Origin of the sequence: Globicatella sp. HMSC072A10, from assembly GCF_001811625.1 — a bacterium.
GTDB classification, from domain to species: Bacteria; Bacillota; Bacilli; order Lactobacillales; family Aerococcaceae; genus Globicatella; species Globicatella sanguinis.
Map to the genome: position 1 here is coordinate 489 of NZ_KV805777.1, position 7,260 is coordinate 7,748.

Annotated in this window: 4 protein-coding genes and 1 pseudogene; 3 read left to right on the plus strand and 2 right to left on the minus strand. The window is 39.4% G+C overall.

The window, feature by feature from the left end:
* Positions 1 to 59: 59 nt before the first annotated feature.
* Positions 60 to 400: pseudogene (locus tag HMPREF2811_RS08115) on the minus strand (transposase); the annotation flags it as partial.
* A 218-nt stretch (positions 401 to 618) separates the two neighbouring features.
* On the opposite strand from HMPREF2811_RS08115, the gene hsdR reads away from it, so the two are divergent.
* Genes hsdR through HMPREF2811_RS08130 form a run of 3 tightly spaced genes read left to right on the plus strand, consistent with a single transcriptional unit; the run spans position 619 to position 6,749 of the window.
* Positions 619 to 3,834, plus strand: a complete 3,216-nt coding sequence (gene hsdR, locus HMPREF2811_RS08120) for a type I restriction-modification system endonuclease (RefSeq protein WP_071408896.1) — start codon at positions 619 to 621, stop codon at positions 3,832 to 3,834.
* Between the two features lie 15 nt (positions 3,835 to 3,849).
* The gene (locus tag HMPREF2811_RS08125) at positions 3,850 to 5,289 is read left to right on the plus strand and encodes a class I SAM-dependent DNA methyltransferase (protein WP_071408897.1); all 1,440 of its coding nucleotides are present in this window, start codon (positions 3,850 to 3,852) and stop codon (positions 5,287 to 5,289) included.
* Positions 5,286 to 6,749 (plus strand): restriction endonuclease subunit S, encoded by a 1,464-nt coding sequence (locus tag HMPREF2811_RS08130; protein WP_071408898.1) that lies wholly within the window; start codon positions 5,286 to 5,288, stop codon positions 6,747 to 6,749. The genes HMPREF2811_RS08125 and HMPREF2811_RS08130 overlap by 4 nt, the downstream gene beginning before the upstream one ends.
* Positions 6,750 to 7,027: 278 nt before the next feature.
* On the opposite strand, the gene HMPREF2811_RS11100 is transcribed toward HMPREF2811_RS08130, so the two are convergent.
* Positions 7,028 to 7,260 (minus strand): IS30 family transposase (locus HMPREF2811_RS11100; protein WP_141749292.1); only part of this gene is annotated, 233 nt, incomplete at its 5' end.

The window sequence follows — 7,260 nt, forward strand, 5'->3', positions numbered from 1 at the left end:
TTAGAATAGGTTTTCCCACATAAATTTTCAATGACTTTCGAAACTTTTCTTGTAGAGACACCTTGGATATACATTTCAAGTATGGTTAACAGAAGTGCCTTTTCATTTCTTGGTAGCGTTCAAAGATTTCTGTAGAAAACTTTCCATCTCTTGTTCTTGACACTCTAAGATCTAAAGTTCCTAGTTTTGTTGTGTAATCACGATTGTAGTAGCTATTACGATAAGTAACTCTATTAGGATCACGTTGATAGGCTTCGTTATCTAAGTATTCATCCCGTTCTTTCTCTATCAGGTGATTAAATACCTTTGTTAAAATACTCTTAGATAGGTTATCTTTCACTTCTACGCCAATTAAGTTTTGAATGTCTTCTAGATTCAGTGCAAAATGTACTTGGGTCATTTTGATTCCTCCTGGTTTGTTTATTTTTCATAAGAACATTGTGCCAGTTATGGAGGGATTAGTGCCCTTTCTTTTTACACTATTATATGGACTTTAGCTCTTATTTTGCTATAATTATAGCAAAGATGACGCATGCTATGCATGAATGGTCTACCAGATTTCAAAATTAACAAAACTTTCTGTAATAATCATCAGAGAACAAAGAGAGGAATGTAGCTATGGCTTCAAATTTTAATATATTTCCTGAAGCATACCGCTTGTTTGAAAATCTAGGTCAAGCTGCTGAAAGGAATGTCTATAGTGATCCGAATACTGCCGTCTTTAAGATGCGGCAATTCTCTGAGAAGATGGTGGATGCTATATGTTCTCTAGAAGCAATTTATATCGATCAACGGGCTAACCAATTAGATAAATTAAATGAGCTTAGAAATAATTATGTGTTAGATGGGGATATTGAGAGCGTGTTTCATACCATTCGTAAGACTGGGAACCGGGGTGTTCATGATGGGGATGTCGAGACCCCGGAAGCGATGGACCTGCTTCGGTTAACGCATTATCTATCGAATTGGTTCATGGAAGTCTATGTGGATTATCAATTTGAGTCTCAGGAATTTCAAATACCCGAGAATCAAGATGCGCTAAAAGATCAGCGAATTGCTGAATTGGAGGCTCAGTTACTTGAGCAAGAACAGGATCTGAACCAACAAATGGCGCTGAATTTAAATGATGAAGCCAATTCAAATGAGAGCGTCAAGAAGGAAAGACGTCAACGGTCAAGACGATACACGGATAAGCGGCCTCCCAATGAAATTGAAACACGGATTCTCATTGATGAACAACTTCGCTCAGCTGGCTGGGAAGTGAATACCCATGAATTGAACTATAAAACAAACCATACCATGCCTGAGAAGAATCGTCAAATGGCAATTGCTGAGTGGCCTTGTGGGAGTGGTTTTGCTGATTATGCTCTATTTGACGGCTTGGAATTAATCGGGATTATTGAGGCAAAGCCTTATGGCAAGGATATCGCAGGTGATTTGCAACAAGCTAAGCGTTATGCTAGAGAAGTCGAGAGTCATGAGACGGTTGAATTTAAAGGGGAGTGGAATGGTTATCATGTCCCCTTCGTTTATTCAACCAATGGTCGGCCATATTTAGAGCAACTCAAAGAGAAGTCTGGTATATGGTTCTGGGATACAAGACGAGATGATGTGCCATCTTATGCCCTCGAGCAGTGGCACTCACCGCAAGATTTACGAAAGAAGCTTGAGGTGAATATTGAAGAGGCGGAGAAGGCCCTTGAAGAAGACCAAGATTATCCAGATTTTGCTAGTCGATATTATCAGATTGAAGCGGTTCAAGCGGTTGAGGAATCTTTAGCAAATAACCAACGACGGATGTTAATTGCGATGGCAACCGGTACAGGGAAGACCCGGTTAGCCTTAGCTATTATGTACCGTCTCATTAAGACGAAGCGTGTGAGGCGTATCCTCTTTCTTGTAGACCGTAAGTCATTAGGGGAACAAACGGCAGATGATCTCAAAGATACCAAAGTGGATAACTTATCCTTATCGGATATCTACGGTGTCAAAGAGGTGACAGACCGCTTTCCTGATGATACAACCAAGATTCAGATTTCTACCGTCCAAGGGATGGTACAACGCTTATTCAATCAAGAGGATCCTGAGAAAATCCCCTCCATCGGGACCTACGACTTTATTATCGTCGATGAGGCCCATCGAGGTTATAATGAGGATCGAGAACTGTCTGAAGACCAGTTAGAGTATCACGATGAGAAGGACTATATTAGTCAATACCGCCGAGTCATTGATTACTTTGATGCAGATGTACTCGCACTGACAGCCACACCAGCTTTACATACAACGAATATCTTTGGTATGCCTATCTATAGTTATTCCTATACGGATGCTGTAGTTGACGGCTATCTCGTAGACCATAACCCACCTTATAAGTTCGAGACGGAATTGAATCGTGCAGGGATTACAATCCACAAAGATGAAGAGATTACCTTGTGGAATCCTGACGAATACGAGATGGATAAAGCTTTACTTGAAGATGACTTACACTTCGATGTGGCTCAATTCAATAAGCGAATTATTAACGAGTCCTTTAATCGTGTGATTTGTGAGGCCTTAGTTGACTGTATTGATCCGACAGAACCTGGAAAGACTTTAGTGTTTGCCGCGACGGATTATCATGCGGATATGTTAGTCCGCCTGCTGCGGGAAGCTTATTCTAGTCGAGGCTATGAGGTGACTGAGGATATGATTATGAAGATTACCGGTGCGAATCATGATTCGAGTGCAGATATTCGCCGCTTCAAGAATGAAGTCTATCCTAATATTGTGGTCACAGTAGACTTGTTAACCACCGGGATTAATGTGCCAGAAATTGTCAATTTAGTCTTTGTTCGTAAAGTCCGCTCAAGAATTTTGTATGAACAGATGCTTGGTCGAGCGACGCGGCTCTGTCCTGAGATTGATAAAGAGGCCTTCAATATCTTCGATGCGGTTCAACTTTATGACACACTTTATGACGTCACGGATATGAAGCCTGTTGCAAAGACTCCTAAGTATACGATTGAAGATATTTTCCAAAGAACGATTGAAGCAGAGACTGATGAAGAATTTCAGTTCCTCCGTAAAGAGTTGCTAAGTAAGTTACAACGTAAAAAGCAAAGGTTAGATGACAAGGTCCTGGATGAGATTCGAGAATTGAATAACACGTATTCAATTGATCGCTGGCTTCATGCTCTAAAGGAGATGGATCAGACGAGCTTGGTAGGAGAGAAGGAACATATTGAAACACTTGCAGTCTACAGACCGAGTGGGAAAGACATCATCATATCGGATGAAGAAGATCAGTTACTTGCTGTTGAGCGAGGATTCGGTGAAGGGAACACGAAACCAAAAGATTACTTACAGTCCTTTGAAGGCTTTATTAAGGAGAATATCAATAAAATTCCTGCCTTAAGTATTGCAGCTAACCGACCGGCTGATCTAACACGCGAGGAGCTTCGAGAAGTTGAATTAATCTTAAAGAAACACCGATTCGATGAGAAAGGGCTTCAAGAAGCTTGGCGCAAAGAAAAGAATGAAGTGGTCATTGCTAATATCATCTCCTTTATTCGCCAAGCAGCGATCGGGAGTCCTTTGGTGGATAACCAAACACGGATTAAGGAAGCCATGGCATCGATTTATGCCATGCACGACTGGTCAAGTGTTCAGTTAAAGTGGTTAGAACGGATTGAAAAGCAATTATTAAAGAGCCCTGTATTAGGACCAGATGCCAAGTCTGCCTTTGATGACCGAGGTGTCTTTGCCAATCAAGGGGGCTATAAGCGAGTGAAGCAAATTTTCGGTGATTATACCGATGAGATTGTCGATACGATTAATGATAAATTATATGGATAGAATTTGAGGGATAATGTGAATAACAATGAAATTGTTCAGCGGCTATGGAATATGGCTAATGTGTTGCGTGATGACGGTATCTCTTACCAGGATTATGTTACAGAATTAACCTATCTTTTATTCCTGAAGATGATGAAGGAACAAGGCACCGAAGAGGTGTTGCCGGAAGAATATCGCTGGGATGAATTAGTGAAGCGAGAAGGATTAGAGCTTAAGACCTTCTATCAACAACTTCTGTTAGATCTAGGTAACAAAGAAAAGACGCCGGCTAAGCAATTAAATCAAATATACGCCAATGCTAGTACGAGTATTGATGAGCCAGCTAATTTAGAAAAGCTTATCAAAGGGATTGATGCCTTAGACTGGTATTCTGCTAAGCATGAAGGCTTAGGGGACTTATATGAAGGGCTCCTTGAAAAGAACGCCAATGAGACAAAATCAGGTGCGGGGCAGTATTTTACACCTCGACCACTCATTGATGTCATGGTTCAACTGACCGATCCTCAACCAGGCGAACGTTTGAATGACCCGGCAGCTGGTACTTTTGGTTTTATGATAGCTGCTGATAGATACATCAAAGAGAAAACCGACGATCACTTTGACTTAAGCCCTAAAGAAGCGGAATTCCAAAAGCACGAGGGCTTCTCTGGGATGGAACTAGTCCCAAGTACCCACCGGCTCGCCTTGATGAATGCAATGCTCCATGATATTGAAGGACCGTTGGAGTTAGGGGATTCATTATCAAGTAATGGTAAGTGGATGAAGGAGTATGACTTAGTACTGACTAATCCACCCTTTGGAACGAAGCGAGGCGGTGAACGTGCCACCCGGGACGATTTAACCTTTGTGACTTCAAATAAACAATTAAATTTCTTACAAATTATTTATAATTCCTTGAAGACAGATGGTAAGGCACGTGCTGCGGTTGTTGTGCCAGATAATGTCCTCTTTGATTCAGGAGTGGGGGAAGAGATACGTAACGACTTGATGAATAAGTGTAACTTGCATACGATTCTTAAATTACCAACCGGTATCTTCTATGCCCAAGGCGTTCAAACTAATGTTCTCTTCTTTACGCGTGGTACGACAGAAAAAGATAATACCAAAGAAACTTGGATTTATGACTTACGGCATAATATGCGGTCCTTTGGCAAGCGTAATCCGTTAGATGCTAAAGACTTTGAAGACTTTATTGCCTGTTATCAAGCAGAAGACCGCACGCAATGTGAATCCACCTGGTCAGAAGAGAATCCAAATGGCCGTTGGCGACGCTTTACGATGGAAGAAATCGAAGCCAGACCGAATACGAACCTGGATATCAATTGGATGGTTGAAGAGAGCGATGAACCTGACTATACCTTAGGTGAATTATTAGACTTAATGGAAACATCTTCTCGTGAAATTCAATCCTCTGTAGAGCAATTGCAAGGACTGCTAGGAGACTTGATCGAATGATAGATACAGAATTATTGAAAGAGAAAGTATTAGATCTGGCCATGCGAGGAAAGCTGGTAGAACAAGACCCTACTGATGGCGATGCCAGAGACTTACTTCAAGAAATCCAAGCAGAGCGAGAACAACTCGTAAAAGAGAAGAAGATTAAGAAAAGCAAACCACTTCCACCGATTAGTGAGGAAGAGATTCCTTATGAGATACCAGAAAGTTGGGAGTGGGTGAGGTTAGAAGATGTACAAGAGAATATCCCTAATGCAATTGCAGATGGACCTTTCGGATCAGATTTGAAGAAAATACATTATACAGATGAAAAACAAGTCAGAATTATTCAATTAAGTAATGTCTCAAAAGATGGGTGGAAAGATGACAATGTTAGATATACCACATTTGAACATCTTAAAAATATACAAAGAAGCGAAGTTAATGAGGAAAGTATTGTTATAACAAAAATGATGCCAGCTGGTGTCGCAATGCTGGTTCCAGGTTTTGATCAGAAGTATGTTTTATCTTCTGATGTTGTTAAATTTGTACCAAATCATAAGATAAATGCTAATTTATTGGTCTATTTTTTGAATGGTAAAGGATTTCAAAATCAAGTCAAAAGTGAATTGCAAGGGACAACAAGAAAGAGAACTGCTATTACAAAGTTAAGAAAGTATATTTTACCGATACCGTCACGAGCAGAACAAGAGCGTATTCTAGAAAAAATAGAGTATTTATTTTCGATAATTGACGTTATAAATAAATCGCAAATTCAGTATGAAGATTATAAAGGAAGTATAAAGGGTAAAATTTTAGAACTTGCTATGCAAGGCAAACTAGTCCCTCAGTTGCCAGAAGAGGGAATAGCAAGCACACTCCTAGAAGAAATTGCAGCTGAGCGACAACGTTTAGTTGATGAGAAGAAAATAAAGAAAGCGAAGCCTCTTCCAGAGATTACCCAAGAAGAGATTCCTTATAAAATTCCTGAAAGTTGGGAATGGGTGAGGTTGGGGAATGTTATTTATCCTCAAAAAACTGTTAAAGAGAAACCAGAAGAGTTCTATTACATAGATATATCTTCAATAAACAACGAGCTCCAAAAGATAGAAAATCCAGAGTTTATAAGTGCTGAAGGTTCTCCGTCTCGAGCAAGTAAATATGTAGAAGAGGGAGATGTAGTCTTCTCAACTGTTAGACCATATCTAAAAAATATAGCTGTATTAACGTCAGAATACAAAAATGTGATTGCTTCAACCGGTTTCTATGTAATGCGCGGTATTGGAAAGGTTAATAATGAGTTCTTGTTTTATCTGTCCCAATCAGAATACTTTTTAGGGTCGATGACTAGAATGATGCGTGGCGACAACTCTCCTTCGGTAAGAAATAATGACCTAGAAGAGTTTGTAATCCCATTACCCCCAGCAGATGAACAAGTGAGGATCGTAAATAAATTAAAAGATATAAGACAAAATATTTGACTAAGCAGTTAACGACATCCTATCTTCCCATTCAAATCAAAGAGTAGCCTAATTAATAATTGGTTACTCTTTTGGTCTATAAAAGGTGTGAAGAATATCGTATAATAGAACAAATCTTCTCATTAGGAGTGATGGCTTGATTTCTTTTAAACATGTTATCTCGGAAAAATATAAGGAATATTATAAAAATGAAATGTCTGTTATGTTACTAGATGATGAGTCGAATCTTGTTGAATACCTTTATCCTGAAAATAATTTCGGCAAATTTCAAGTTTAAATTAGCCAGCGTTCATCATCTCAAATGGTGATTTGTAGTTGAACATTTTTTTCGGATAATGATTAATCCAGGTTTCGATTTTCTTTACTTCTAATTCTGTTACATCTGTTGTTCCTTTAGGTAAAAACCGCCTTATTAGTCGATTGTGGTTTTCGTTTGTTCCCTGTTCATAGGAACAATAAGGATGGGCATAATAAATATACTCATAAGGAAAGACTTCATGCAGTCTAAAAA

Excerpts from the sequence above, each read along its gene's own strand:
- hsdR (WP_071408896.1), top strand. The coding sequence starts at position 619 with ATGGCTTCAAATTTTAATATATTTCCTGAAGCATACCGCTTGTTTGAA.
- HMPREF2811_RS08130 (WP_071408898.1), top strand. The coding sequence starts at position 5,286 with ATGATAGATACAGAATTATTGAAAGAGAAAGTATTAGATCTGGCCATG.